Origin of the sequence: Pseudomonas sp. PDM20 (genome assembly GCF_014852575.3) — a bacterium.
In the GTDB taxonomy this organism is placed as follows: Bacteria; Pseudomonadota; Gammaproteobacteria; order Pseudomonadales; family Pseudomonadaceae; genus Pseudomonas.
This window is the reverse complement of sequence record NZ_CM181224.1, coordinates 5,914,911-5,939,018: the sequence shown is the minus strand read 5'-3', so window position 1 is coordinate 5,939,018 and position 24,108 is coordinate 5,914,911. Positions and strand designations below refer to the sequence as shown.

Annotated in this window: 16 protein-coding genes; 9 read left to right on the top strand and 7 right to left on the bottom strand. The window is 66.5% G+C overall.

Features of this window, described 5'->3' with window-relative positions; all coding sequences use genetic code 11:
• Positions 1–32 precede the first annotated feature (32 nt).
• The 3 genes from IB261_RS27345 to IB261_RS27335 form a co-directional block, all read right to left on the bottom strand.
• Entirely contained in the window at positions 33–1,775 is a 1,743-nt protein-coding gene (locus IB261_RS27345; RefSeq protein WP_081515459.1) for a potassium/proton antiporter, read from the bottom strand.
• Positions 1,776–1,875: 100 nt separating this feature from the next.
• Positions 1,876–2,520 carry a hypothetical protein gene (locus IB261_RS27340; protein ID WP_192383710.1) on the bottom strand — a complete coding sequence of 215 codons (645 nt, stop codon included), beginning with the start codon at positions 2,518–2,520 and terminating at the stop codon, positions 1,876–1,878.
• 204 nt (positions 2,521–2,724) lie between these two features.
• Complete coding sequence (locus IB261_RS27335; RefSeq protein WP_192383711.1) at positions 2,725–4,527, bottom strand: acyl-CoA dehydrogenase; 1,803 nt, start codon at positions 4,525–4,527, stop codon at positions 2,725–2,727.
• A gap of 178 nt (positions 4,528–4,705) precedes the next feature.
• On the opposite strand from IB261_RS27335, the gene IB261_RS27330 reads away from it, so the two are divergent.
• Positions 4,706–5,542: a 23S rRNA (adenine(2030)-N(6))-methyltransferase RlmJ gene (locus IB261_RS27330; protein ID WP_151188530.1), complete on the top strand. Its 837-nt coding sequence runs from the start codon at positions 4,706–4,708 to the stop codon at positions 5,540–5,542.
• A gap of 50 nt (positions 5,543–5,592) precedes the next feature.
• On the opposite strand, the gene msrA is transcribed toward IB261_RS27330, so the two are convergent.
• From msrA to aceE, 4 genes are all read right to left on the bottom strand, one after another.
• Positions 5,593–6,240 carry a peptide-methionine (S)-S-oxide reductase MsrA gene (msrA, locus tag IB261_RS27325; RefSeq protein WP_081515464.1) on the bottom strand — a complete coding sequence of 216 codons (648 nt, stop codon included), beginning with the start codon at positions 6,238–6,240 and terminating at the stop codon, positions 5,593–5,595.
• 110 nt (positions 6,241–6,350) lie between these two features.
• Positions 6,351–9,050 carry a putative bifunctional diguanylate cyclase/phosphodiesterase gene (locus tag IB261_RS27320; RefSeq protein ID WP_081515465.1) on the bottom strand — a complete coding sequence of 900 codons (2,700 nt, stop codon included), beginning with the start codon at positions 9,048–9,050 and terminating at the stop codon, positions 6,351–6,353.
• Positions 9,051–9,329: 279 nt separating this feature from the next.
• Complete coding sequence (gene aceF / locus IB261_RS27315) at positions 9,330–10,973, bottom strand: dihydrolipoyllysine-residue acetyltransferase (protein WP_192383712.1); 1,644 nt, start codon at positions 10,971–10,973, stop codon at positions 9,330–9,332.
• A gap of 11 nt (positions 10,974–10,984) precedes the next feature.
• Positions 10,985–13,633: a pyruvate dehydrogenase (acetyl-transferring), homodimeric type gene (gene aceE, locus IB261_RS27310; protein ID WP_081515467.1), complete on the bottom strand. Its 2,649-nt coding sequence runs from the start codon at positions 13,631–13,633 to the stop codon at positions 10,985–10,987.
• 244 nt (positions 13,634–13,877) lie between these two features.
• Here aceE and glnE point away from each other — a divergent pair, with 244 nt between their 5' ends.
• The 8 genes from glnE to IB261_RS27270 all read left to right on the top strand — a co-directional run bounded on the left by glnE (position 13,878) and on the right by IB261_RS27270 (position 24,103).
• Positions 13,878–16,823 carry a bifunctional [glutamate--ammonia ligase]-adenylyl-L-tyrosine phosphorylase/[glutamate--ammonia-ligase] adenylyltransferase gene (gene glnE / locus IB261_RS27305; protein WP_192383713.1) on the top strand — a complete coding sequence of 982 codons (2,946 nt, stop codon included), beginning with the start codon at positions 13,878–13,880 and terminating at the stop codon, positions 16,821–16,823.
• Between the two features lie 275 nt (positions 16,824–17,098).
• The gene (gene waaF / locus IB261_RS27300; RefSeq protein WP_081515469.1) at positions 17,099–18,142 is read left to right on the top strand and encodes a lipopolysaccharide heptosyltransferase II; all 1,044 of its coding nucleotides are present in this window, start codon (positions 17,099–17,101) and stop codon (positions 18,140–18,142) included.
• Positions 18,139–19,212: a lipopolysaccharide heptosyltransferase I gene (waaC, locus tag IB261_RS27295; RefSeq protein ID WP_081515470.1), complete on the top strand. Its 1,074-nt coding sequence runs from the start codon at positions 18,139–18,141 to the stop codon at positions 19,210–19,212. Before waaF ends, waaC begins: the two co-directional genes overlap by 4 nt.
• The gene (locus tag IB261_RS27290) at positions 19,209–20,330 is read left to right on the top strand and encodes a glycosyltransferase family 4 protein (RefSeq protein ID WP_192383714.1); all 1,122 of its coding nucleotides are present in this window, start codon (positions 19,209–19,211) and stop codon (positions 20,328–20,330) included. Before waaC ends, IB261_RS27290 begins: the two co-directional genes overlap by 4 nt.
• A complete protein-coding gene (rfaP, locus tag IB261_RS27285; protein WP_192383715.1) occupies positions 20,327–21,133 on the top strand; it encodes a lipopolysaccharide core heptose(I) kinase RfaP in 807 nt (268 codons plus the stop codon). Before IB261_RS27290 ends, rfaP begins: the two co-directional genes overlap by 4 nt.
• Entirely contained in the window at positions 21,133–21,867 is a 735-nt protein-coding gene (locus tag IB261_RS27280; protein ID WP_081515473.1) for a lipopolysaccharide kinase InaA family protein, read from the top strand. Before rfaP ends, IB261_RS27280 begins: the two co-directional genes overlap by 1 nt.
• The gene (locus IB261_RS27275; protein WP_081515474.1) at positions 21,864–22,619 is read left to right on the top strand and encodes a lipopolysaccharide kinase InaA family protein; all 756 of its coding nucleotides are present in this window, start codon (positions 21,864–21,866) and stop codon (positions 22,617–22,619) included. Before IB261_RS27280 ends, IB261_RS27275 begins: the two co-directional genes overlap by 4 nt.
• The gene (locus IB261_RS27270) at positions 22,616–24,103 is read left to right on the top strand and encodes a lipopolysaccharide kinase InaA family protein (RefSeq protein WP_192383716.1); all 1,488 of its coding nucleotides are present in this window, start codon (positions 22,616–22,618) and stop codon (positions 24,101–24,103) included. The genes IB261_RS27275 and IB261_RS27270 overlap by 4 nt, the downstream gene beginning before the upstream one ends.
• Positions 24,104–24,108: the final 5 nt, after the last annotated feature.

Genomic DNA, 24,108 nt, shown 5'->3' with positions numbered 1-24,108 from the left:
GCCGGCACCCGCAAGCGGGCGCCGGTGGGCGGTCAGAGGAAGAGTCCCGGACCGGGACGACCTTCGGGGAATTTGACCCCGACCTTGCGGATCTTGTTCCCGTCCAGGGCGGCCACGGTCCAGGTCAGGCCGTTCCACTCCACCTGGTCGCCGATGATCGCCTGGCCGCCGATTTCGTGGGCGATGAAGCGGCCCAGGTTCTGCTCGCCGTCGACGCCTTCGAGCTTCAGGCCGTAGAGCGAGGCCACGGCGGACAACTGGGCGTCGCCCTCGAGGACGAAGTCGCCGAAGAAGCGTGCGCTGAGGCCGCGATCCGGCGCCTGGCTGAACAGCTTGCCCAGTGGCGAGAGGTCATGCTCGTGGCCGATCACGCAGAGAATGTCGTCGGCTTCGAGGATGGTACTGCCGGACGGGTGCAGCAGTTGGGTGCCACGGAACAGCGCAGCGATACGCGTTCCCTCGGGCATCTTCAGTTCGCGCAGGGCGGCGCCGATGCACCACTTTTCCTTGCTCAGGTGGTAGACGAACAGCTCCCACTCGCTGGTCGGGTGGACTTCCAGGCCGGCGCGGGAGATCGGCGCCGGGTCCGGCGGCACCACCACGCGCAGCAGCTTGGCGGCCCAGGGCAGGCTGGTGCCCTGCACCAGCAGCGAAACCAGCACGATGAAGAAGGCCACGTTGAAGAACAGCTGGGCGTTGGGCAGGCCCGCCATCAGCGGGAACACCGCGAGGATGATCGGCACCGCGCCGCGCAGGCCGACCCAGGCGATGAAGGCCTTCTCGCGGCCATGGAAGGCGCGGAACGGAAACAGGCCGACCAGCACCGACAACGGGCGGGCGAAGAGGATCATCCACAGTGCCAGGCCCAGGGCGGGCAGGGCGATGGGCCAGAGGTCGTGGGGCGTGACCAGCAGGCCCAGCACCAGGAACATGCCGATCTGCGCCAGCCATGCCATGCCGTCGAGCATGTGCATGATGCCGTGGCGCGATCGGATCGGCTGGTTGCCCAGCACCAGGCCGCACAGGTAGATGGCGAGGATGCCGCTGCCGTGCACCGCGTTGGCCAGGGCGAAGATCAGCAGGCCGCCGCTGATCGCCAGCAACGGGTAGAGGCCGTTGGCCAGGTGGATGCGGTTGATCACCTGCAGCAGCAGCCAGCCGCCGGCGAGGCCCAGCACCGAGCCGATGCCGAACTCGCGCAGGAAGTGCCAGAGGAAGCTCCAGGACAGGCCGCTTTCGCCGTGGGCGAGCATGTCGATCAGGGTGACGGTGAGGAACACCGCCATGGGGTCGTTGCTGCCCGATTCGATTTCCAGGGTAGCGGTGACCCGCTCGTTCAGGCCCTTGCCGCCGAGCAGCGAGAACACCGCTGCGGCGTCGGTGGAGCCGACGATGGCGCCGATCAGCAGCCCTTCCATCCAGCTCAGCTTGAACAGCCAGGCGGCAGCGATGCCGGTCAACCCGGCGGTGATAAGCACCCCGGCGGTGGCCAGTGACAGGGCTGGCCAGAGGGCTACGCGGAAACTCGACACCCGTGTGCGCAAACCGCCGTCCAGCAGGATCACCGCCAGCGCCAGGTTGCCCACCAGGTAGGCCATGGGGTAGTTGGAGAAGCCGATGCCGCCGGGGCCGTCGGTGCCCGCGATCATGCCCACGGCGAGGAAGATGACCAGGATCGGGATGCCCAGGCGCGAGGACAGCGAGCTGACCAGGATACTCATGCCGATCAGCACAGCAGCGATCAGGAAATAGCTGTTGATGGCCACGGCATCCAAGGTGTCGACCTCCTGGGGAGTAGGGGAGTGGCGACGCTACTTGGGGATCAGGATGCAGGCCGCATGCCAATCGATTCTAACCTGCGGATTTACAAGGCTGTCAAAGGTTTGTTGAGGACCGTTCGGCGGCGCTTTCCGGCCACGCCCCGGCGGTGGCCCAGGTGGGTACCAGACTTGGCGAGGTCACTTGGGTGGGCGCCCAGGCGACGGCCTCGTCCAGGGGCAGCCGGACGGCATCGAGGCAGGCCTGGCGGTCGCGCTGCAAGGTGGTGCGAGCCCTGCGCATTTCGCCGGCGATGTTCGCCTCGCCGCCGATGGTGCGGACCTGCGTATGCCACAGATGGCGGGCCGAGCTGCCGGCGACGCCGCAACTGCCCAGCGGATCGTAGTAGGACGAGCCGAACTGGGCGTAGCCGGCGTTGACCAGGGCATTGAAGTAGCGGCTCTGCGCGGCGATCGACTTGCCGTCGCCGCCGCGCAGGACTTCGAGGCCATTGGAGATGGCCTTGTCGATGCTCAGCAGATAGTCGTCGGCATGCTGCAAGGCTTCCGTGCTGGGCTCGGTGAAGATCGGCGCAGAATTCAGTGGGGACGCCAGGCTGCTTTGCGGGTCGCTCTGGGGCAGCGCATCGGCAGGGCCGGTATTGAACAGCGCGAGCACGCAGCCCAGCGCGGCAATGACGGCGATTAGCGGGAAAAGCTGCAGGCAGCGGCGTGAGGTGGTAGCGAGTAAGGAGGGATGCATGGCCAGGGTCGTGAAGGCGAAAAGTTGCGCGGGCGCCATTCAACGGCAATTGCCCCTGGCTTCGCTGTCGGCCTGGTCAGCTGTTGTTGTCGGAATCTTCGTTCAGTTCATTCGGCTTACTTCCGCATCCCTGTCGAAACGGCACTTTTCCACAGGCATAAAAAAGCCCCGGACGTGACCGGGGCGAAAGGGACATGCGGGGGCCTAGAACCAGGCGTCCTGCATGGTGGAACAGGTATCGTCGCGGCCTTCGAGCAGCGCCAGGTCGTGGTGGCAGGACGGCACTTCCCAGGTCAGGAAGTAGCGCGCGGCCTGCAGCTTGCCGCGGTAGAAGTCAGTGTCCGACGCATCGCCACGCGCCAGCCCTTCCTCGGAGCGAATGGCCTGCTCCAGCCAGCGCCAGCCGATCACGGCGTGGCCGAAGACCTTCAGGTACAGCGCGGAGTTGGCCAGGCCCTGGGCCACGCGGCCCTGCATCAGGTCACCGAGCAGGCTCAGGGTGGTCGCGGACAGGCGGGCCATCAGTTGCTCCAGCGGCTCGCGCAGCTTGTCCAGCGACTGATACGCGCTGGCACGCTCGCAGCACTGGCTGATCAGGCGGGTCAGTTGCTTGAGGCCGGCGCCGTTGTTCTGCGCCAGCTTGCGGCCGAGCAGATCCAGCGACTGGATGCCGTGGGTGCCTTCGTGGATCGGGTTCAGGCGGTTGTCGCGGTAGTACTGCTCCACCGGGTATTCACGGGTGTAGCCGTGGCCGCCGAGGATCTGGATCGCCAGCTCGTTGGCCTTCAGGCAGAACTCCGAGGGCCAGGATTTGACGATCGGGGTGAGCAGGTCGAGCAGCTCGTGGGCCTGCTTGCGTTCTTCTTCGGTGGCCAGCGTCTCGCAGTCATCCACCAGGCGCGCGGCGTACAGGCCAAGATCGAAGGCGCCTTCGACGTAGGCTTTCTGGGTCAGCAGCATGCGCCGCACGTCGGTGTGCTCGATGATCGACACCGGCGCGGAGGTCGGGTCCTTGGCGTCCACCGGGCGGCCCTGCGGGCGTTCGCGGGCGTACTCCAGGGAGTACAGGTAGCCGGCGTAGCCGAGCATGATGGCGCCCATGCCGACGCCGATGCGCGCCTCGTTCATCATCTGGAACATGTAGGCCAGGCCGTGGTGCGGCTTGCCGACCAGATAGCCGACGCACTCGCCCTTGTCACCGAAGTTCAGCGCGGTGGAGGTGGTCCCGCGCCAGCCCATCTTGTGGAACAGGCCAGCCAGGGTCACGTCGTTGCGCGCGCCGAGCGAGCCGTCTTCGTTGACCAGGAACTTGGGCACGATGAACAGGCTGATGCCCTTCACGCCGGGCGGCGCGTCGGGCAGCTTGGCCAGCACCATGTGCACGATGTTGTCCGACAGCGGGTGGTCGCCGCCGGAGATGAAGATCTTGTTGCCCTTGATCCGGTAGCTGCCGTCGGCGGCCGGTTCCGCGCGGGTGCGGATGTCGGCCAGGGACGAGCCGGCATGGGGCTCGGTCAGGGCCATGGTGCCGAACCAGCGGCCTTCGATCATCGGCTGCAGGAACAGGCGTTTCTGTTCTTCGCTGCCGAAGGTTTCGATCAGGTGGCTGGAGCCCATGCTCAGCATCGGGTAGGACGAGGTGGCGATGTTGGCCGACTGGAAGTGCGCGAAGCAGGCGCGCGCCAGCAGGTGCGGCAGCTGCATGCCACCCTGTTCGAAGCTGCGCGAGGCGTTCTGGAAGCCGGCCTCGTTGAAGGCGTCCACCGCCGGCTTCACTTCCGGGATGAGCACCGCGCCGCCGTCGACGTACTGCGGTTCGTTCTCGTCGTTCTTGCGGTTGTGCGGAGCGAACAGCTCCTCGGCGATGCCGCGGGCGGTGCCCAGGGCGGCGTCGAAGGTCTCGCGGTTGTGCTCGGCGAAGCGTTCGCGTTGGGTCAGAGCCTCGGCGTCGAGCACTTCGTAGAGTTCGAAAGCGAGGTTGCGGGAGCTGAGCAGGGTCTCGGACATGGATCGACCTCCGTGGGAATCGGCGCAGTCTAGTCTGGTGAATGAAGCGCGCACAGAATCATCCATGAGCGTGATAAAGGGCTAAAACGCCCGGCCTCCCGGCGGGCCCCGGCGACGGCGGGCTCGCACCGCACCCGCCCCAGGACCTAAACTGCGCGCCTTGAGGAGTCCGCTATCCATGAACTACCGCCACGCCTACCACGCCGGTAACCACGCCGACGTGCTGAAACACATCGTCCTCGCCCGCATCTTCGCGCTGATGGCGCGCAAGGACACGCCGTTTGCCTACCTCGACAGCCATTCCGGCATCGGCCTCTACGACCTGCTGGGCGATGAAGCCAGCCGCACCGGCGAGTGGGAATCGGGCATCGGTCGCCTGGTCGAGCGCGATGACCTGCCGGAGCTGCTGGAGGATTACCTGGGCGTCGTGAGTGCGCTGAATCCCGACGGTGGCCTGGAGTTCTACCCCGGCTCGCCGGAGCTGGCGCGTCGCCTGACCCGCCCGCAGGACCGGGTGATGCTCAACGAATTGCACCCCGAAGACGGTCGCCTGCTCAAGGCCAACATGGCCGGCGAGCGCCGCATCTCGGTACACCAGGGCGACGGCTGGCTGCTGCCCCGTGCCTTCCTGCCCGTTTCCGAGAAGCGCGGCGTGCTGCTGATCGACCCGCCCTTCGAGCAGCCGGACGACCTGGAGCGCTGCGTGACCGCTCTGGACGAGGCCATCGGCCGCATGCGCCAGACCGTGGTCGCCATCTGGTACCCGATCAAGGACCGCCGCCAGCTCAAGCGTTTCTACCAGCGCCTGGAGAAAAGCTCGGCGCCGAAGATGCTGCGCGTGGAGCTGTGCGTGCATCCGGCCGAGACGGCTGATCGTTTGAACGGCTCCGGATTGGTGATCGTGAACCCGCCGTGGCCGCTGGACGAGGAGCTGCGCGGCCTGCTGCCGTGGTTGGCCGAGACACTGGCGCAGAGCGAAGGCAGCAGCCAGGTGGACTGGCTGATCGCCGAATGAAAAAAGCCCCGGCAGTGCCGGGGCTTTTTCGCGGTGTGGCCGGCGAAGCTTCACGCCGGCAGGCAGACGCCCGTGCCACCCAGGCCGCAGTAGCCGTTGGGGTTCTTCGCCAGGTACTGCTGGTGGTAGGCCTCGGCGTAGTAGAACGGCGGCACTTCGCGGATTTCCGTGGTGATCGCGCCGTAGCCCTTGGCGTCGAGTTCCTTCTGGAAGGCCGTGCGGCTGGCGTCGATGGCGGCTTTCTGCGCCTGGTCGAACCAGTAGATCACCGAGCGGTACTGGGTGCCGGTGTCGTTGCCCTGGCGCATGCCCTGGGTCGGATCGTGGGATTCCCAGAACACCTTCAGCAGCGCCTCGATGCTGGTTTCACGCGGGTCATACGCCACCAGCACCACTTCGCTGTGGCCGGTCAGGCCGGAGCAGACTTCGTCGTAGGTCGGGTTCGGCGTGAAGCCGCCGGCATAGCCCACCGCGGTGACCCAAACGCCTGGCTGCTGCCAGAAGCGCCGCTCGGCGCCCCAGAAGCAACCCAGGCCAACCACGATCTGCTGCACGCCGGCCGGGTAGGGCGCGGACAGCGGGCGGCCATTGACGTAATGCGCTTCGGGCACCGGCATCGGGCTTTCACGCCCCGGCAGGGCCTGGGCGGAGCTGGGCAGTTCCAGCTTGTGGGCAAGTATTTGCGAGCGCAGGGTCATGGCATTCGTCTCCTCTGAATAGGGGCGGCAATAGACTCGGGTACTCGCCGAAGATTACAGCGTTTTTTCCGGGAGCGGGGATGGCTGCGGGCACGCTGTGCCAGCGCGGCTCAGTGCGGGCGGCAGGGGTAGCGCTGCAGGCTGGAGGAGAGGTCGTGGCTGGGGATGGGCTTGTCGAACAGGTAGCCCTGGCCGATGTCGCAGCGGTTGCGTCGCAGGAAGGCCAGCTGGGCGGCGGTCTCGACGCCTTCGGCGACCACCTGCAGCTTGAGGTTGTGGGCCATGGCGATCACCGCCGAGGTGATTTCCATGTCGTCCTGGTTGTCGGGGATGTCCTTGATGAAGCTGCGATCGATCTTGATCACGTCGATGGGGAATTTCTTCAGGTAGCTAAGCGACGAGTAGCCGGTGCCGAAGTCGTCCATGGCCAGGGTCAGGCCGAGGCTCTTCAGGCGCTCCAACTGCTGGCGGGTGTCGTCGGTGGCATCCAGCAGCAGGCTTTCAGTGAGTTCAAGCTCGAGCTGGCAGGCCGGGATGCTTTCCTCGTGGAGGATCGCGGCGATGGAGCCGACCAGGTCCGGGTCGCTGAACTGCTTGGGCGACAGGTTGATCGCCATGTGCAGCTCGCCCAGGCCCTTGGCGGCCAGCTCGCGCACCTGGCGGCAGGCCTGGCGGATCACCCACTTGCCGATGGGGATGATCAGACCGGTTTCTTCGGCGACGCTGATGAACTGGTCCGGGCGGATCATGCCCTTCTCCGGGTGCTGCCAGCGCAGCAGCGCTTCCAGGCCGAGCAGCGCGCCACTGCGCAGGCACAGCTTGGGCTGGTAGTGCACGGCCAGTTCGTCCTGCACCAGCGCGCGGCGCAGGTTGCTCTCGACGAACAGCTTGTAGCTGGCCTCGGCGGTCATCGCTTCGGTGAAGGTCTGCACCTGGTGCTTGCCGTTGGCCTTGGCCTTGTGCAGCGCCAGGCCGGCATGTTTCATCAGGGTCTGCGGGTCCTGCCCGTGCTGCGGCGCGTAGGCGATGCCCACGGAGCCGGTGATGCTGATCAGCTGGTTGTCGACGAACAGCGGCTTGTCGAGCACGTCGAGGATCTGCGCAGCGACCTTCTCGCCACGGCCGGCCACGGACTCCTCCAGCAGCACGGCGAATTCGTTGCTGGCGAAGCGCGCCAGGGTGGCGCTGTCGCTCAGGCTGCTGCGCAGGCGGCGGGCGAGGTTGGCCAGCAGCTTGTCGCCGGTCTGGTGGCCGAGGCTGTCGTTGATCCGCTTGAAGTTGTCGATGTCCACCAGCAGCAGGCTCAGCGAATGTTCGCTGCCCACCTGCAGGCGTTCTTCTAGGGCGTTGATGAAGAAGTGCCGGTTGGCCAGGCCCGTGAGGTTGTCGCGGTAGGCGAGCTTCTCGATGTGCTGCTGGGCCAGCTTGCTCTGGGTGATGTCTTCGTAGATGCCGATGTAGTGCGTCAGCTCGCCCTTGTCGTCGTAGACCTTGGACAGCGACAACTGGCCCCAGTACGGCTCGAGGTTCTTGCGCCGGCTGCGGAACTCGCCCTGCCAGCTGTTCTGCGTGACCAGCGTGGAGCGCGCGTCGAACAGCAGCTCGCTGAGGTTCGCCAGTGCCGGCAGCTCAGGCAGGCGGCGGCCGCGCACTTCGTCGGCGCCGTACTGGGTGATCGCGGTGAAGCTCGGGTTGACGTATTCCACCAGGCCGTCGCGGTCGATCAGCAGGAAGGCGCTGGCGCTCTGCTCGACGGCGCGCTGGAACAGGTGCAGGGCGCTGGAGACGTTGCGCCGCTCGTGATTCATCAGCACCTGGGCGTACTGGTCGGCCAGTTCGCCGGCAAAGGCGATCTCGTCGCTCTGCCACATGCGCACTTCGCCGACGTGTTCCAGGCAGAGCACGCCGACCACTTCGCCGCCGACGCGAATGGTGGCGTCGAGCATGGCGCTGATGCCCTGCGGGCGCAGGTAGCGCTGGGCCAGTTCCTGGGTGCGCGGGTCCTGCTGGGCGTTGTGGGCGTCGATGGCGCGGCCGCTGTGGACCGCGTCGAGGTAATTGGGGAAGTTGCTGGCGTCGATGTCCTGCGGCTTTTCGTACTGGTCGGTGTCGCGGCGGTAGATGGTCACCGCTTCCAGGCGATGGTCGGTGTGCAGGCGCCAGATGCCCGCGCGGGCCACGTCGTAGGCCTCGCAGGCGGCCTGGGCGATCAGCTGGGCAGCCTCGAGCAGCGGGTCGCTGGACAGGTAGCGGTGGCGCGCCAGGCGCACGATCAGGTTCTGCTGGGTGCGCGAGCGCACCAGGTGCTGCAGGTGTTCGTCCTGGGAGCGCTGGTACATCTCCAGGGACATCTTCAGGCGGATGTTCTGCGCTTCCAGGTCCAGCAGGCGCGGGTCCAGTTCGGTTTCGTGCTCGTCCGCCTCGGTCTGCAGCAGATAGCCGTGGAGCAGCTGGCGGCCGTGTTGCTGGAAGCTTTCGCCGACCTCCAGCACGTTCAGCGTGCCGCGCGGCGAGTGGAGCAGGTAGCGCACCCGGTAACGGCCGTCCTTGAGCAGTTGCTGCTGCACCTGCTCATGCAGGCGATGGCGCGCTTCGGGCTCCATCAGGCTGGCGTAGGGGGCGTCGAGGATGCCGCAGAGGTCCTGGGCCGGCACGCCGATCTGGCGCTCACAGCCGGGGTCGAGGAACAGCAGGGTCCAGCTGGGTTCATTCAGGCGCTCGAAGCGCAGCATCCCGAGCCTCGAAGGGACGGGAAGCTGCGTGACAACCTCGGCCGCCTGACGGCTGGCGGCATCGGGATGACTCTTCATGCGCGGTGGATTTCCAGGGTGCTGGACGAGGTACATGGCCTCGCCCGACTTCTATGGGCGTTGGCAAGATTTGCATGAGGCACGGGGCCATGACAAGCCAAGACTGTATCGGCCGTCACAGAGCGAAGTTGAGGCAGTGCCGGGCGCCAGGCGTGACCGCCGGTCCGGACAAAAAGAAGCCCCGCCATCCGGCAGGGCTGGAGAGTACGAGCGTGGCGTGCTCGTCGAGAGGAAGGCCGGCACAGGGCCGGCCTTTTACAACACTTACAACCGCGACACTTACAGCAGCAGGGTGCGGATATCACCCAGCAGGTCGGACAGGCGCTTGGTGTAGCGCGCGGCGGCCGCCCCGTTGATCACGCGGTGATCGTAGGACAGCGACAGCGGCAGCATCAGGCGCGGCTGGAAGGCCTTGCCGTCCCACACCGGCTGCATGGTCGCCTTGCTGACACCCAGAATCGCCACTTCCGGCGCGTTGACGATCGGCGTGAAGCCGGTGCCGCCAATGTGGCCGAGGCTGGAGATGGTGAAGCAGGCGCCCTGCATGGCGTCGGCGGAGAGCTTCTTGGTGCGCGCTTTCTCGGCCAGTTCGGCGGCTTCGGCGGCGAGCTGCAGGAGGCTCTTCTGGTCGACGTTCTTGATCACCGGGACCAGCAGACCGTCCGGCGTGTCCACGGCGAAGCCGATGTTCACGTACTTCTTGCGGATCAGCGCCTTGCCACTGGGGGCCAGCGAGCTGTTGAAGTCCGGCATTTCCTTGAGCAGGTGAGCGCAGGCCTTGAGCAGGATCGGCAGCACGGTCAGCTTGACGCCGGCCTTCTCCGCGACGGCTTTCTGGGCCACGCGGAAGGCTTCCATCTCGGTGATGTCGGCCGAGTCGAACTGGGTCACGTGCGGCACGTTCAGCCAGCTGCGGTGCAGGTTGGCGGCGCCGACCTGCATCAGGCGGGTCATGGCCACTTCTTCCACTTCGCCGAACTTGCTGAAGTCGACTTCCGGGATCGGCGGGATGCCCGCGCCGCCGGTAGCGCCAGCCGGTGCGCCGGATTTGGCGCGTTGCAGCTGTTCCTTGACGAACGCCTGCACGTCTTCCTTGAGGATACGGCCCTTGGGACCGGTGCCTTTGACTTCACCCAGCTCGACGCCGAACTCGCGGGCGACCATGCGCACCGCGGGGCCTGCGTGAACCTTGGTGCCGTCACGGCTGGGCGCACCCACCGGAGCAGCTTCCGGAGCCTTGGCCTGAGCCGCGGCAGCCGGTGCGGGAGCTGCGGCCGGAGCGGCAGCGGCCGGAGCCGGTGCAGCAGCCGGAGCTTCTACAGCGGCCGGAGCAGCAGCGCCCGCGACCTTGAGCTTGAGGATCAGGTCGCCGGTGCCGACTTCGTCACCGATCTTGATCGACACGCTCTCCACCACGCCGGAGGCCGGCGAGGGGATTTCCATGCTGGCCTTGTCCGACTCCAGGGTGATCAGCGACTGGTCGGCTTCGACCGTGTCGCCGGCTTTCACCATGACTTCGATGACGTTGGCCTTGCCGGCCGAGCCGATGTCCGGGACGTGGATGTCCTGGACGCTGGCAGCGGCGGGCGCGGCAGCCGGCGCCGGGGCAGCGGCCGGAGCCTCTGCCTTCGGTGCTTCCGGGGCCTGCGCCGGAGCTTCGGCCTTGGGCGCTTCGGCGGTAGCCGAACCACCCTCGACTTCCAGCTCGAGGATCTCGTCGCCTTCCTTCAGGGTGTCGCCCACCTTGACCTTCAGGCTCTTCACCACGCCGGCTTTCGGCGAGGGGATTTCCATGCTGGCCTTGTCGGATTCCAGGGTCAGCAGGCTCTGGTCGGCCTCGACGGTGTCGCCGACCTTGACCAGCAGTTCAATGACTTCACCCTGACCATTGCCGATGTCGGGTACACGAATCAGTTCGCTCATCGTGCCTCTCCTCAGCAGTCCAGCGGGTTGCGTTTTTCGGGGTTGATGCCGAACTTGGCGATGGCTTCCGCCACGACCTTGGGTTCGATATCACCGCGATCGGCCAGGGCTTCCAGCGCGGCCAGCACGACCCAGTGGCGGTCGACTTCGAAGAAGTCGCGCAGCTTGCGGCGGCTGTCGCTGCGGCCGAAGCCGTCGGTGCCCAGGACCTTGAACTCCTTGCTCGGCACCCACTGACGGATCTGCTCGGCGTAGAGCTTCATGTAGTCGGTGGAGGCGATCACCGGGCCCTTGCGGCCGGCGAGGCACTCTTCGACGTAGCTCTGCTTGGGCTTCTGACCCGGGTGCAGGCGGTTCCAGCGCTCGACAGCCAGGCCGTCGCGGCGCAGTTCGTTGAAGCTCGGTACCGACCAGACATCGGCGCCGATGCCGAAGTCTTCGCGCAGGATCTTCGCGGCGGCTTCGACTTCGCGCAGGATGGTGCCCGAGCCCAGCAGCTGCACGTGATGCGCGGCGTCCTTCTTGTCCTCATCGAGCAGGTACATGCCCTTGATGATGCCTTCCTCTGCGCCCTTGGGCATGGCCGGCTGGACGTAGTTCTCGTTCATCACGGTGATGTAATAGAAGATGTCCTGCTGCTCTTCGATCATCTGGCGCGAGCCTTCGCGGATGATCACCGCCAGCTCGTACGCATAGGTCGGATCGTAGGTGCGGCAGTTCGGGATGGTCGCCGCCAGCAGGTGGCTGTGACCGTCTTCGTGCTGCAGGCCTTCACCGTTGAGGGTGGTACGCCCGGCGGTGCCGCCGATCAGGAAGCCGTGTGCGCGGCTGTCGCCAGCGGCCCAGGCCAGGTCGCCGATACGCTGGAAACCGAACATCGAATAGAAGATGTAGAACGGCAGCATCGGCTGGTTGTGCGTGGAGTACGAGGTACCCGCGGCGATCCAGCTGGACATGGCGCCGGCTTCGTTGATGCCTTCCTCGAGGATCTGACCTTTCTTGTCCTCGCGGTAGAACATCACCTGGTCCTTATCCACCGGCTCGTACAGCTGGCCGACGGAGGAGTAGATACCCAGCTGACGGAACATGCCTTCCATACCGAAGGTACGGGCTTCGTCCGGTACGATCGGGACGATGCGCGGGCCGAGTTCCTTGTCCTTGACCAGCTGCGAGATGATCCGCACGAAGGCCATGGTGGTGGAGATTTCGCGGTCGCCCGAGCCGTCGAGCATGGCCTTGAGGGTTTCCAGCGGGGGGACCGGGACCTGGAAGCTCTTCTCGCGGCGAACCGGCATCACGCCGCCCAGCGCGGCACGGCGGGAGGCCAGGTACTTGGCCTCGGCGCTGCCTTCCTCGGGGCGGTAGAACGGCAGGTTTTCCAGGTCGGCATCCTTGATCGGGATGTCGAACTTGTCGCGGAAAGACTTCAGGGACTCGACGTCGACCTTCTTGACGTTGTGCGCGATGTTCTTCGCTTCGCCCGAACCGGTACCGTAGCCCTTGATGGTCTTGGCCAGGATGACGGTCGGCTGGCCCTTGTGGTTGACCGCCTGGTGGTAGGCCGCATAGACCTTGTAGGGGTCGTGGCCGCCACGGTTGAGTTTCCAGACTTCCTCGTCGGAGAGGTCCTTGACCATCTCCAGCAGCTCCGGACGCGCACCGAAGAAGTGCTCACGCACGTAGGCGCCGTCTTTGGCCTTGTAGTTCTGGTACTCGCCGTCGATGACCTCGTCCATGCGCTGCTGCAGCAGGCCGGCGGTGTCCTTGGCGAACAGCGGGTCCCAGAAGCGACCCCAGACCACCTTGTTGACGTTCCACTCGGCGCCACGGAACACGCCTTCGAGTTCCTGGATGATCTTGCCGTTGCCGCGAACCGGGCCGTCGAGGCGCTGCAGGTTGCAGTTGATGACGAAGATCAGGTTGTCCAGCTTCTCGCGGCCAGCCAGGGAGATCGCGCCCAGGGATTCGGGCTCGTCGCACTCGCCGTCGCCCATGAAGCACCAGACCTTCTGCTTGCCGGCGGGGATGAAGCCGCGGCTTTCCAGGTACTTCATGAAGCGCGCCTGGTAGATCGCCTGGATCGGGCCCAGACCCATGGAAACGGTCGGGAACTGCCAGAAGTCCGGCATCAGCCAGGGGTGCGGGTAGGAAGACAGGCCGTTGCCGTCCACTTCCTGCCGGAAGTTGTTCAGCTGGTCTTCGCTGATGCGGCCTTCGAGGAAGGCGCGGGCGTAGACGCCGGGGGAGGCGTGGCCCTGGAAGAACACCAGGTCGCCGCCGTGTTCGTCGGTCGGGGCCTGGAAGAAGTAGTTGAAGCCAACGTCATACAGGGTCGCCGAGGAGGCGAAGGAGGAGATGTGACCACCCAGATCCGGGTCGGCCTTGTTGGCCTTCATCACCATCGCCAGGGCGTTCCAGCGCACCAGGGAGCGGATGCGGCGTTCCATGAACAGGTCGCCGGGCATGCGGGCTTCGTGGGTGACCGGGATGCTGTTGCGGTACGGCGTGGTGATCGCGTAGGGCAGTTGGGTGCCGGACCGGCTGGCCAGCTCGCCCATACGGGTCATCAGGTAATGGGCGCGGTCTTCACCTTCACGGTCCAGGACCGATTCCAGGGCGTCCAGCCATTCCTGGGTTTCGACGGGATCGAGGTCTTGCATGGCTTGCTCCAGGGCGGAAAGGCTTCCAGAATCGGAAGCCAGTAGATCGTTGCCGACAGCTGCGCCAACCTCGTGGGCGACGCGGCGAATTCTTGGAAGTGCTCCGGGGGTACGCCCGGCGGGTTGTAGTTTTACTACAAATCGCCAGCGGATACATCCCTCCCCCTGAAAAAGTTAGTAGTAAAACTACAGGGGCGCGAAAAGACAGGAATGCCGGCGCCTCGCCGACCACTCAGGATAGACCATGAGCCTGCCGTCCCTGGCCGCTTTGCCGGCTACTCTCAAGCCTCTCGCCGAGCGCGCTGAGCAGAATTTCCGCACCGCCATCGCCGCGCTTTCCGCCGAGCAGATCGCCAGTTTCGACAGCTGGTCCGACGAGCGGCATGCCGATTTCGCCCGCGTCACCGCCGGCAGCGATTTCGTCGCCGAGCAGGTCCAGCGCGATCCTGCCTTTCTATTGGCGCTGGCCGCGACGGGCGAGCTGGAGCGTGCCCTGCAGCCCGGCGAGATGGGCGCGCAGCTGGAAGCGCTGCTGGCCGACTGTGCCGATGAGGACGAGCTGGGCCGCCGCCTGCGCCGCTTCCGTCGGCGCCAGCAGATGCGCATCATCTGGCGCGACCTGACCCGCCGCAGCGACCTGGCCGGCACCTGTCGCGACCTGTCGGACCTCGCTGACGCCAGCATCGACCAGTCCCTGGCGTGGCTCTACCAGCGCCACTGCCAGCAGTTCGGCGTGCCCATCGGCAACCGTTCGGGCCTGCCGCAGAAGATGATCGTGCTGGGCATGGGCAAGCTGGGCGCGGGCGAGCTGAACCTGTCCTCCGACATCGACCTGATCTTCGGCTACCCCGAGGGCGGCGAGACCCAGGGCGCCAAGCGCGCGCTGGACAATCAGGAGTTCTTCACCCGCCTGGGGCAGAAGCTGATCAAGTCACTGGACGCTATTACCGTCGAAGGCTTCGCCTTCCGCGTCGACATGCGCCTGCGCCCCTATGGCTCCAGCGGTCCGCTGGTGCACAGCTTCGCCGCGCTGGAGCAGTACTACCAAGACCAGGGGCGCGACTGGGAACGCTACGCGATGATCAAGGCCCGCGTGGTCGGCGGCGACCAGGAGGCCGGCCAGCGCCTGCTGGAATTGCTGCGTCCGTTCGTCTACCGGCGTTACCTGGACTTCTCCGCCATCGAGGCGCTGCGCACCATGAAGCAGTTGATCCAGCAGGAAGTCCGGCGCAAGGGCATGAGCGAGAACATCAAGCTGGGCGCCGGCGGCATCCGCGAAGTGGAGTTCATCGCCCAGGCCTTCCAGCTGATCCATGGCGGCCGTGACCTCAGTCTGCAGCAGCGACCGCTGCTGCGCGTGCTGGCGATCCTTGAAGGGCAGGGCTACCTGCCGCCGCAGGTGGTCAGCGAGCTGCGCGAGGGCTACGAGTTCCTGCGCTACGCCGAGCACGCCCTGCAAGCCATCGCCGACCGCCAGACGCAGATGCTGCCGGAAGACGAATTCGAGCGTATCCGCGTTGCCTTCATCATGGGCTTCGCCAACTGGTCGGCGTTCCACCAGGCCACCAACCAGTGGCGCGATCGCATCGACTGGCATTTCCGCCAGGTCATCGCCGACCCGGATGAAGATGAAGAAGGCCAGGTGGATACCACCATTGGCGGCGAGTGGATTCCGCTGTGGGAAGAGGCGGTGGATGAAGAGTCCGCCTGCCGGCAGTTCGCCGACGCCGGGTTCGCCCAGCCGGCGGCGGCCTGGAAGCGCCTGACCGACCTGCGCAATGGTCCGCAGGTGCGCGCCATGCAGCGCCTGGGCCGTGAGCGGCTGGATGCCTTCATGCCGCGCCTGCTGAACATGATCGCCGAGCGCGGCCCGGCGGACGTGTTGCTGGAGCGCGTATTACCGTTGATCGAGGCGGTGGCGCGGCGCTCGGCTTACCTGGTGCTGCTCACCGAGAACCCCGGTGCACTGGAGCGTCTGCTGACGCTCTGCGCGGCCAGCCCGATGGTGGCCGAGCAGATCGCCCGCTTCCCGATCCTGCTCGACGAGCTATTGAATGAAGGGCGGCTGTTCCGTCCGCCGCAGGCTGCCGAGCTGGGCGCGGAGCTGCGCGAGCGGCTGATGCGCATCCCCGAGGATGACCTCGAGCAGCAGATGGAAACCCTGCGCCACTTCAAGCTGGCCCACGCCCTGCGCGTGGTGGCCTCGGAAATCGCCGGGACCCTGCCGCTGATGAAGGTCAGCGACTACCTGACCTGGCTGGCCGAAGCCATCCTCGAGCAGGTGCTGAGCCTGACCTGGGACCAACTGGTGCAGCGCCACGGCCGGCCCACCCGCGTGGACGGCACGCCCTGCGACCCGGACTTCATCATCATCGGCTACGGCAAGTCCGGCGGCCTGGAGCTGGGCCACGGCTCGGACCTGGACCTGGTGTTCATCCACGACGGCGACCCGCAGAGCGAGACCGACGGCGCCAAGCCCATCGACGGGGCGCAGTTCTATACGCGCCTGGGGCAGAAGATCATCCACTTCCTCACCGCGCAGACGCCCTCAGGCATGCTCTACGAGGTGGACATGCGCCTGCGCCCGAGCGGCGCTTCCGGCCTGCTGGTCAGCTCGCTGCGCGCCTTCGAGGCCTACCAGTTGGGCGAGGCCTGGACCTGGGAACACCAGGCGCTGGTGCGCGCCCGTGTGCTGGCCGGCTGCAAGCGGGTAGCCGTGGCGTTCGAAGCGATCCGCGCGAAAGTGCTGGGCCAGCAGCGCGACCTGGCCGAGCTGCGCAAGGAAGTCAGCGAGATGCGCGCGAAGATGCGCGACAACCTCGGCACCCCGAGCACGGCCGCCGGCACCGCGACGAATGCCTTCGAGGCCGCGGCCCCGTTCGATCTCAAGCAGGATGCCGGTGGTATCGTCGATATCGAATTTATGGTGCAATACGCGGCCCTGGCCTGGTCGTGGCAACACCCGGAGCTGGTGGAGTTCACCGACAATATCCGCATTCTGGAAGCCCTGGAGCGGGTCGGGTTGATGTCCGGCGAGGATGTCCTGAAGCTGCAGGATGCCTACAAGGCCTACCGGGCGGCGGCGCACCGATTGTCCCTGCAGAAGCAGCCGGGCGTGGTGAGCGGCGATCACTTCCATGCGGAACGTCGCATGGTGATGCAGATGTGGAAGGCCTTCGAGCTGACCTGATTCGCTGCGATTTTCCATGAAAAAGATAGCATCCGGCGAGATGATGCTCGCCGGAACGGATCGCGCTGTCAGTGCTGGGCTGGCAGCAGGAACAAGGCGCGTAATGCCATTGCGCCAGGTCACAGGGAGTGACGAAAACCGCCCGGCTCGAAGAGTGGCTGGGCTAGACTGCCGGCATTCGCTGCTCGGCACCCGACCGTAGAGGCCCGCGCCTTGCGGCCGGATGAATGGAGTACGGGGAGGCGAGAGCCTCCCCGCTTGTTTTCGGAAAAGGCATGAGAATTCTGATCGTAGGCCCCTCCTGGGTGGGCGACATGGTGATGGCGCAGACGCTCTTCCAGTGTCTGAAGCGGCAGCATCCGGACTGCGTGATCGACGTGCTGGCGCCCGACTGGAGCCGGCCGATCCTCGAGCGCATGCCCGAAGTGCGCCAGGCCCTGAGCTTCCCGCTTGGCCACGGCGTGCTGGATATCGCCTCGCGCCGGCGCATCGGCAAGACCCTCAAGGGTCAGTACGACCAGGCGATCCTCCTGCCCAACTCGCTCAAGTCGGCGCTGGTGCCGTATTTCGCCGGCATCCCCAAGCGCACTGGCTGGAAGGGCGAGATGCGCTACGGCCTGCTCAACGACATCCGCGCGCTGGATAAAGAGCGCTACCCGCTGATGATCGAGCGCTTCATGGCCCTGGCCTATGAGCCGGGCGCCGAGCTGCCGCAACCTTATCCGCAGCCGCGCCTGTCCATCGACCCGCAGAGCCGCGAGGCCGCGCTGGCCAAGTTCGGCCTGAGCCTGGATCGCCCGGTGCTGGCGCTGTGCCCCGGTGCCGAGTTCGGCGAGGCCAAGCGCTGGCCGGCCGAGTACTACGCCAAGGTCGCCGAGGTGAAGATTCGCGCCGGCTGGCAGGTGTGGATATTCGGCTCGAAGAACGACCATCCCGGCGGCGAAGACATCCGCATGCGCCTGATTCCCGGCTTGCGCGAAGAGTCGGTGAACCTGGCCGGCGAGACCGCCCTGGCCGAGGCCATCGACCTGATGTCCTGCGCTGGCGCCGTGGTCACCAACGATTCCGGCCTGATGCACGTGGCGGCCGCGCTGAACCGCCCGCTGGTGGCGGTCTACGGCTCCACGTCGCCGCAGTTCACCCCGCCGCTGGCCGATGCCGTGGAGATCGTCCGCCTCGGCCTGGAATGCAGCCCCTGCTTCGATCGCGTGTGCCGTTTCGGCCACTACAACTGCCTGCGCGAGCTGAAGCCGCGCCCGGTGATCGAAGCGCTGGACCGACTGGTCGCCGACCCGGTGGATGTGGAAAGCGCTGAATGAGGGTCCTGTTGATCAAGACCTCGTCCCTGGGCGACGTCATCCACACCCTGCCGGCGTTGACCGACGCTGCCCGCGCCATTCCCGGCATCCAGTTCGACTGGGTGGTGGAGGAGGGCTTCGCCGAGATTCCCGCCTGGCATCCCGCCGTGGCCCAGGTGATCCCGGTGGCGATCCGCCGCTGGCGCAAGAACCTCTGGCAGACGCTCAGGAGTGGCGAATGGGGTCGCTTCAAGCGCCGCCTGAAGGAAGTCGACTACGACCTGGTGATCGACGCCCAGGGCCTGCTGAAAAGCGCCTGGCTGACCCGCTACGCGCGCCGCCGCACGCCGGTCGCGGGGTTGGACAAGGAGTCGGCCCGCGAGCCGGCAGCCAGCCGCTTCTATAACCGTACCTACCCCGTTGCCTGGGGCCAGCACGCCGTCGAACGCGTGCGCCAGTTGTTCGCCCAGGCGCTGGACTACCCGCTGCCCACTGGCACCGGCGACTACGGCCTGGACCGCAATCGCCTGCTGGATTCGGTGGAGACCGAGCCCTACCTGGTATTCCTCCACGGCACCACCTGGGTGACCAAGCACTGGCCCGAGGTCTACTGGCGCGAACTGGCCCAGCGCATGGGCGAGCGCGGCTGGCAAGTCCGCCTGCCGTGGGGCAACGACGCCGAGCGGCAACGCGCCGAACGGCTCGCCGAAGGCTTGGAAAACGCCTCGGTACTCCCCAAGTTAAGCCTCGCGGGCATGGCCAAGGTCCTGGCCGGCGCTTCCGCCTGCGTGGCGGTCGACACCGGGCTCGGACACCTGGCCGCTGCCCTGGACGTGCCGACGCTGTCGCTGTTCGGCCCGACCAACCCCGGTCTGACCGGCGCCTACGGGCGCTCGCAGGTGCACCTGGCCGCCGACTGGCCGTCGTGCGCGCCCTGCCTGCAGAAGACCTGCACCTACCAGCCGACGGCCGAAGACAAGCGCCAGTTCGACCTGCGGCATGAACAGCCTCTGTGCTTCACGCGCCTGAATCCCCAGCGCGTGGCGAACCAGCTGGAGGCACTGCTGCTGGCCCCGGAGACGCTTCGATGACCCTGGCTTTCGTTCTCTACAAATACTTCCCGTTCGGCGGGCTGCAGCGCGATTTCATGCGCATCGCCCTGGAGTGCCAGCAGCGCGGCCATTCGATCCGCGTCTACACGCCGATCTGGGAAGGCGAAGTGCCGCCAGGCTTCGACGTGCGCGTGGCGCCGGTGAAGTCGCTGTTCAACCATCGCCGCAACGAGAAATTCAGCGCCTGGCTGGCCGCGGACCTCGCGCGTTCGCCGGTGGACCGGGTGATCGGCTTCAACAAGATGCCGGGCCTGGATGTCTACTACGCCGCCGACGGCTGCTTCGAAGACAAGGCGCAGACCCTGCGCAACTCCTTCTACCGTCGCTGGGGTCGCTACAAGCACTTTGCCGACTACGAGCGCGCGGTGTTCGCGCCGGAGTCGAAGACCGAGATCCTGATGATCTCCGAAGTCCAGCAGCCGCTGTTCATCAAGCATTACCGCACCCCCGAAGCGCGCTTCCACTTGCTGCCGCCGGGCATTGCCCAGGACCGTCGCGCACCGGCCAACGCCGGCGAAATCCGTGCGGAGTTCCGCCACGAGTTCAAGCTGGGCGACGACGACCTGCTGCTGGTGCAGATCGGCTCCGGCTTCAAGACCAAGGGCCTGGACCGCAGCCTCAAGGCGCTGGCCGCGCTGCCGCGTTCGCTGCGCAAGCGCACCCGCCTGATCGCCATCGGCCAGGACGATCCCAAGCCGTTCCTGCTGCAGGTGAAGGCGCTGGGCCTGTCGGACAATGTGCAGATTCTCAAGGGGCGCAGCGACATTCCGCGCTTCCTGCTCGGCGCCGACCTGCTGATCCACCCAGCCTACAACGAGAACACCGGCACCGTGCTGCTGGAGGCGCTGGTCGCGGGACTGCCGGTGCTGGTCACCGACGTCTGCGGCTATGCGCACTACATCGACGAGGCGAAAGCCGGCCGTGTGGTGCCGTCGCCGTTCGAGCAGGACCGTTTGAACACGATGCTTCAGCAGATGCTGGAGGACGATGCAGCGCGGGCGGAGTGGGGGCGCAACGGCCTGGCCTTCGCCGACAGCGCCGATCTCTACAGCATGCCGCAGCACGCCGCCGACCTGATCCTGCGGGAGCGCGCATGAAGCTCGAACTGCACGAGCCATTCAAGCGCCTGTGGGCCGGCAAGGACCCGTTCGCCGAAGTCGAGCGCCTGCAAGGCAAGGTCTACCGCGAGCTGGAAGGCCGCCGCACGCTGCGCACCGAAGTCGAAGGTCGCGGCTATTTCGTGAAGATCCACCGCGGCATCGGCTGGGGCGAGATCGTCAAGAACCTGTTCAGCGCCAAACTTCCCGTGCTCGGTGCGGGCCAGGAGCAGTGCGCGCTGGAGCGCCTGCACCAGGCCGGCGTGGCGACCATGACCTCGGTGGCCTATGGCGAGCGCGGCGGTAATCCGGCCGCGCAGCATTCCTTCATCATCACCGAGGAACTGGCGCCGACCACCGACCTGGAAGTGCTCTCGCTGGACTGGCTGCAGACACCGCCCGAGCCGCGCCTGAAGCGCGCGCTGATCGCCGAAGTGGCGAAGATGGTCGGCACCATGCACCGCGCCGGGGTAAATCATCGCGACTGCTACATCTGCCATTTCCTGCTGCATACCGACCGCCCGATCAGCGCCGATGACCTGCGCCTGTCGGTGATCGACCTGCACCGCGCCCAGACCCGGGCCGCCACCCCGCGCCGCTGGCGCGACAAGGACCTGGCGGCGCTGTACTTCTCCGCGCTGGACATCGGCCTTACGCGCCGTGACAAATTGCGCTTCCTGCGCGGTTACTTCCTGCGCCCGCTGCGTGACATCCTCCGCGAGGAAGCCGCGCTGCTGGCGTGGATGGAGCGCAAGGCGGCCAAGCTCTACGACCGCAAACAACGATACGGAGACCTGCTCTGATGGCCGGCTGGGTACTCGAAGCCGACTACCAGCATCTCGCCGCCGATTTCGGCAGCCTGGATGCCGTGTTCGCCCTCGAAGGCGAGCGCATCACCAAGGATGCGATGTCCGACGTCGTGCGCATCGAGCGCGACGGCGTGCGCTACTACGTCAAGCGCTACCGCAAGCCGGGCAAGGGCTTTCGCCGCTACCTGCCGCGCCCGCGGGTGAAGGCCGAGTGGCAGAACCTCAAGCAGTTCGCCAAGTGGGGCATACCGACCGCGAAGGTGGTGGCCTACGGCCTGGAGCGCGTCAACGGCGCCTTCGCCCGTGGCGCGATCATCACCCGCGAGCTGGTCGGCACCGAAGACCTGCACGCCCTGGCCAAGCAGGACGATCCGCGTCTGAAGGATCGCGCCTGGGTCGAGCACGTCATGCGCCAGTTGGCCGGCTACACGCGGACCATGCACGACCACCACTTCACCCACAACGACCTGAAGTGGCGCAACATCCTGGTGGACGGCGAGGGTACGGTGTACTTCATCGACTGCCCGATCGGTGATTTCTGGGTCAGCTTCATGCTGCGCTACCGCATCACCAAGGACCTGGCCACCCTCGACAAGGTCGCCAAGTACCACCTCTCCTACACGCAGCGCCTGCAGTTCTACCTGCTGTACCGTCGCCGCGAGCGACTGAACGCGTCGGACAAGAAGCGTGTCCGGCAGATCGTCCATTTCTTCGAGGGACGCGAGTGAAGGATTTCATTGCCGAGGGCGACCAGGCCCTGCTGGAAAACAACGCCCTGGCCGATTTCGACGCCCTCTGGGCCCTGCAGCTGGAAGCCGTGGACGAGCCCAACACCGAGCGTGGCGGCTGGAGCAGCGTGTACCGCCTGGAGCTGGACGGCACCGCCTACTACCTCAAGCGCCAGAGCAACCACCTGACCCGCAGCCTGAAGCGTCCACTCGGCGAGCCGACCTTCAGTCGCGAGTTCCGCAACATCCAGCGCTACCACCAGCTCGGCATTCCGTCGATGCAGGCGGCCTTCTTCGGCGCGCGGCAGGTCGGCGGCGAGCGCCGGGCGATCCTGATGACCCGCGCCCTGGACGGCTGGCGTGACCTCGACAGCCTGCTGCAGGGCTGGTCGAACCTGCCCGCCGAGCGCCGCCAGGCCATCCTGCGCGCCTGCGGCATGCTCGCCCGCCGCCTGCACGAGGCCGGGCAGATGCATGGCTGCTTCTATCCCAAGCACATCTTCCTGCGCGAAACCGACGACGCCTTCGAGGCGACCCTGATCGACCTGGAGAAGACCCGCCCGCTGTGGTTCGGCCAGCGCGACCGCGTGCGCGACCTGGAGCCGCTGCTGCGCCGCGCGCCGGACTGGAACGAAACCGACGTGCGCAACCTGCTGGCGGCCTACCTGGGCACCGCTTCCGGCGGCCCGGAGGTCGACGACTGGTATCGCCGCCTGGGTGCGCGCCGCAAGAAGAAGGAAAACCGCGCATGAGGCTGTCTGCCCTGCGCGATGCCGGCCGCGCTCCGGCGCTGCCCCTGCGCATCGAGCTGGAAGACGGCGCCGGCCCGGCCGAGCTGCGCCTGGACAGCCTGCTGCGCGTCCTGCCCGGCCAACGCTACGTCGGTGCGGCCAATTGGCGCGGCCGCCCGGTGCTGGCCAAGCTGCTGGTGGGCGGTCGTGCGGCAAAGCAGTTCCAGCGCGAACGCGACGGTGTGCGACTGCTCGCCGAACAGGGCCTGACCACGCCGCAGTTGCTGGCCGACGGCCTGAAGGACGGCGAGGGTGGCTGGCTGCTCTTCGAGTTCCTCGACAACGCCGAGAGCCTCTGGGATGCCTGGCGCGCCGTGGAGGGCGAGCCGCTGCTCTCCGACGGCCAGACCGCTGTCATCGCCGAGGCGCTGACGGCCATCGCCCGGATGCACGCCAAGGGCCTGTGGCAGGAAGACCTGCACCTGGACAACCTGCTGCGCCACGCCGGCCAGCTGTACCTGATCGACGGCGCCGGCATCCGTGCGGAAACCGCCGGTCAGCCGCTGTCGCGCAAGCACGTGCTGGAAAACCTCGGGGTGTTCTTCGCTCAGTTGCCAGCGAGCCTCGATCCGTATCTGGAAGAACTGCTGATTCACTACCTGCTGGCCAACGGCGAGCACGCACTGCCGCTGGAGGCCTTGCAGAAGGAAATCGCCAGGGTTCGACGCTGGCGGGTCGGCGACCTGATGAAGAAGATCGCTCGCGACTGCAGCCTGTTCAGCGTGTTCAAGGGGCCGTTCGGCCTGCGCGCGGTGCGCCGCGAGGAAGAGGAGGGCCTGCAGCCCCTGCTGGCCGATCCGGATTCCTACATAAATCGCGGACACCTCTACAAGACCGGCGGCGCCGCGACTGTTGCCCGCGTAGAGCTGAATGGCCGGCCTCTGGTGGTCAAGCGCTACAACATCAAGAACCTGCTGCACTGGTTCAAGCGCTTCTGGCGCCCCAGTCGCGCCTGGGCTTCCTGGCGCGAAGGCAACCGCCTGGACTTCCTCGGCATCGCCACGCCCAAGCCGCTGGCGGTGATCGAGCGGCGCTGGCTGTGGCTGCGCGGCCCGGCCTTCCTGATTACCGATTACCTGGCGGGTCAGGATATAATCGCCCGTTTCAAACCCTACCTGGACCATCCGGAGGGGGGCGGCCTGCCGCCGGAATCGGATCTTGTGGCCCTGGACAGACTGTTCGCGGCGCTGGTGCGCGAGCGCATCAGCCACGGCGACCTGAAAGGGCACAACCTGTTCTGGCAGGAGCAGGGCGAAGGCGGGCAGTGGTCGTTGATCGACCTCGATGCCATGCAGCGCCACTCGCGAGAAGCGAGCTTCGCCCGCGCCTATGCCCGCGACCGTGCGCGCTTCCTGCGCAACTGGCCAGAGGGCAGCGCACTGCATCGGCTGCTCGACGAACGTTTACCGCGGGTGCCTGGCACCCGCCCAGATGAAAGAGGCTAGACCCT

Excerpts from the sequence above, each read along its gene's own strand:
- IB261_RS27340 (WP_192383710.1), bottom strand. The coding sequence starts at position 2,520 with ATGCATCCCTCCTTACTCGCTACCACCTCACGCCGCTGCCTGCAGCTT.
- IB261_RS27335 (WP_192383711.1), bottom strand. The coding sequence starts at position 4,527 with ATGTCCGAGACCCTGCTCAGCTCCCGCAACCTCGCTTTCGAACTCTAC.
- IB261_RS27330 (WP_151188530.1), top strand. The coding sequence starts at position 4,706 with ATGAACTACCGCCACGCCTACCACGCCGGTAACCACGCCGACGTGCTG.
- msrA (WP_081515464.1), bottom strand. The coding sequence starts at position 6,240 with ATGACCCTGCGCTCGCAAATACTTGCCCACAAGCTGGAACTGCCCAGC.
- IB261_RS27320 (WP_081515465.1), bottom strand. The coding sequence starts at position 9,050 with ATGAAGAGTCATCCCGATGCCGCCAGCCGTCAGGCGGCCGAGGTTGTC.
- aceF (WP_192383712.1), bottom strand. The coding sequence starts at position 10,973 with ATGAGCGAACTGATTCGTGTACCCGACATCGGCAATGGTCAGGGTGAA.
- aceE (WP_081515467.1), bottom strand. The coding sequence starts at position 13,633 with ATGCAAGACCTCGATCCCGTCGAAACCCAGGAATGGCTGGACGCCCTG.
- glnE (WP_192383713.1), top strand. The coding sequence starts at position 13,878 with ATGAGCCTGCCGTCCCTGGCCGCTTTGCCGGCTACTCTCAAGCCTCTC.
- waaF (WP_081515469.1), top strand. The coding sequence starts at position 17,099 with ATGAGAATTCTGATCGTAGGCCCCTCCTGGGTGGGCGACATGGTGATG.
- waaC (WP_081515470.1), top strand. The coding sequence starts at position 18,139 with ATGAGGGTCCTGTTGATCAAGACCTCGTCCCTGGGCGACGTCATCCAC.
- IB261_RS27290 (WP_192383714.1), top strand. The coding sequence starts at position 19,209 with ATGACCCTGGCTTTCGTTCTCTACAAATACTTCCCGTTCGGCGGGCTG.
- rfaP (WP_192383715.1), top strand. The coding sequence starts at position 20,327 with ATGAAGCTCGAACTGCACGAGCCATTCAAGCGCCTGTGGGCCGGCAAG.
- IB261_RS27280 (WP_081515473.1), top strand. The coding sequence starts at position 21,133 with ATGGCCGGCTGGGTACTCGAAGCCGACTACCAGCATCTCGCCGCCGAT.
- IB261_RS27270 (WP_192383716.1), top strand. The coding sequence starts at position 22,616 with ATGAGGCTGTCTGCCCTGCGCGATGCCGGCCGCGCTCCGGCGCTGCCC.